Genomic DNA, 1,821 nt, shown 5'->3' with positions numbered 1-1,821 from the left:
CCCGTCAACACGATGTTCGGCGGCGGAATCAACGGGATGGTCGAAGCCCACGCGGACGACGCCCACCAGCAGAGCAGCAGCACGAGCACGCGCATCACAGCCCCCTGAAAATGATTACTGCCGGCAGAACCGGCAGCAGGAATCCGGCCCAGAGCCAGAAATCGATCGCGAGCATCACAGCCCCTTTTTCATCACCACCAGCGCCCAGGCCGCCACCATCGCGGCAACGACGCCCCACCCCATCGTCATGCCATCCTTGAAGCTCTCTTGCGGGTCACATGCCGGAAACGACAGCGACGGCAACGACGCATCGGTCAGCGTGCCGACGCTCCCATCACTGCCCACCTGGTACCGCCGCAGCACCCACCCGCCCGTCGTCTTGACGAACTCAGACAGATAGGTGACTGCCCCAGGTGTCTGCGACGGAGCGACGGCGCTGTAGTAGGCGTCCGTGGCCATGCCCACATCGGCAAAGCACCGTGCGCCCACCAACGCGCCGTCAGCAGCCATCACACGCTCCGACGCATGTACTTGAACGTCGCAATGCCGATCACGATGATCAGCGCCAGGCCCGCCAGCGTGGCGGTGTCCGCCTTCGAATCGGACATGGCGGTAGCAACGTCGGTCGGCACCGCAGCCATCGCCGAACCGGCCAGTGCGACGGTACCCGCGGCAACAGCAGCCGCCTTGCTCTTGATGCTCTTGAACATGGTTTTCTCCTTGAGATGGAGGTTGAGAAAAGCTCCGGGCCGTTCAACTCCCAGAGCCAGGGAACGCATCACGCCTTCTTGGGCTCGGCCTCGGCACGCTGCAGCGGCTTGATGCTCGTGACGACCTTCTGACCGCCCTTATCCTTGCCGTTGCTCGTCTCGACCATCGAGACTTCCGCGATGAACGGGAACGGGTTGTGGATGATCGCCTTCACAACCGCAGAGCTCTCGCACTTCAGCTCCTGCGTGCAGGTGCCCTTCGAGTCTTCGCCACGCAGCTCCACATCCGTGTAGATCTTCCCGGTGTCCAGCTGCTTGCCATCCATGTTGCCAACCCACGTCTTGGCGCCCCGGATGGTCACGCGTGCAATCATTTCCATGGTTTCACTCCTCAGGTTTCGGCACTGGATCGTGCGTGCCGTACACGTGCCTCGCCAGGGCGGATTTATGCAGCTGAGCCGGTACGCCCTGACGGCGTATCGCGACAACCAGCGCGGCGATGTCTTCCTCTGTGCAGCGCAGCTCGTAATCGACCGTGGGGCCGAACTGCGTCTGGATGTGCTTGAGCTTGCGTTCGCGGATGGTCTCGTCCTGAAGCTCCAAGGCCTTGACCTGGTCAGTAGGAACGCGCTGCGGATCCGCAGCCATGAAGGCCTCCAGGGCCTTGTACGCACCAGCGAAGTACTGGTCGCGCTTGATGAGAATCTCGTGCGGGATCACGCGATCCTTGGCTCCAAACTCGATCTCCAGACGCACCCACTCGCTATCCTGATTGCCGAGCTGGCGGCCCTTCTCGTAAGCCCGCAACATCTTGCCGTTCGCCCGACGGCCAATCTCGAACGTCGTACCGCGACAGCCCTTGCTGCCCGCTACGCCGCTCTCGATCTTGCGATACGTCGGAATACGCCCGCCCGCGTTGAAGTCGCCTGCGTAGTACAGCTCTTCCATCTGCGCGATGCTCACCTCGCCCTGGCAGAAGTCCATCGCAAGGTCGCAACGCGTGATCCGCGCGTCGAGGTCCTGCACCATCGCGTAGACGGCTTGCCAGTCGCCAATCGCGGTGCAGCCCTGCCCCGGCCAGTCCACCAGGATCGTGCCGCCAACGTGCTCG

Annotated in this window: 4 protein-coding genes; all 4 read right to left on the bottom strand. The window is 63.0% G+C overall.

The window, feature by feature from the left end; genetic code table 11:
* Positions 1-174 precede the first annotated feature (174 nt).
* The gene (locus D3P13_RS21705; RefSeq protein WP_232829268.1) at positions 175-459 is read right to left on the bottom strand and encodes a hypothetical protein; all 285 of its coding nucleotides are present in this window, start codon (positions 457-459) and stop codon (positions 175-177) included.
* A gap of 50 nt (positions 460-509) precedes the next feature.
* On the bottom strand, positions 510-779 hold the full coding sequence (locus D3P13_RS21700) for a major capsid protein (RefSeq protein ID WP_015984157.1): 270 nt from the start codon (positions 777-779) through the stop codon (positions 510-512).
* Entirely contained in the window at positions 779-1,090 is a 312-nt protein-coding gene (locus D3P13_RS21695) for a hypothetical protein (RefSeq protein ID WP_010889944.1), read from the bottom strand. Before D3P13_RS21695 ends, D3P13_RS21700 begins: the two co-directional genes overlap by 1 nt.
* A 4-nt stretch (positions 1,091-1,094) precedes the next feature.
* Positions 1,095-1,821, bottom strand: a 727-nt coding sequence (locus tag D3P13_RS21690; protein WP_198680087.1) for a replication initiation factor domain-containing protein, incomplete at its 5' end; no start/stop codon positions are given.

It is taken from the genome of Aureibaculum luteum, from assembly GCF_003449015.1.
GTDB lineage: Bacteria > Bacteroidota > Bacteroidia > Flavobacteriales > Flavobacteriaceae > Aureibaculum > Aureibaculum luteum.
Note: the sequence above shows the minus strand (reverse complement) of the source record. Positions and strands in the feature narration are given on the sequence as shown.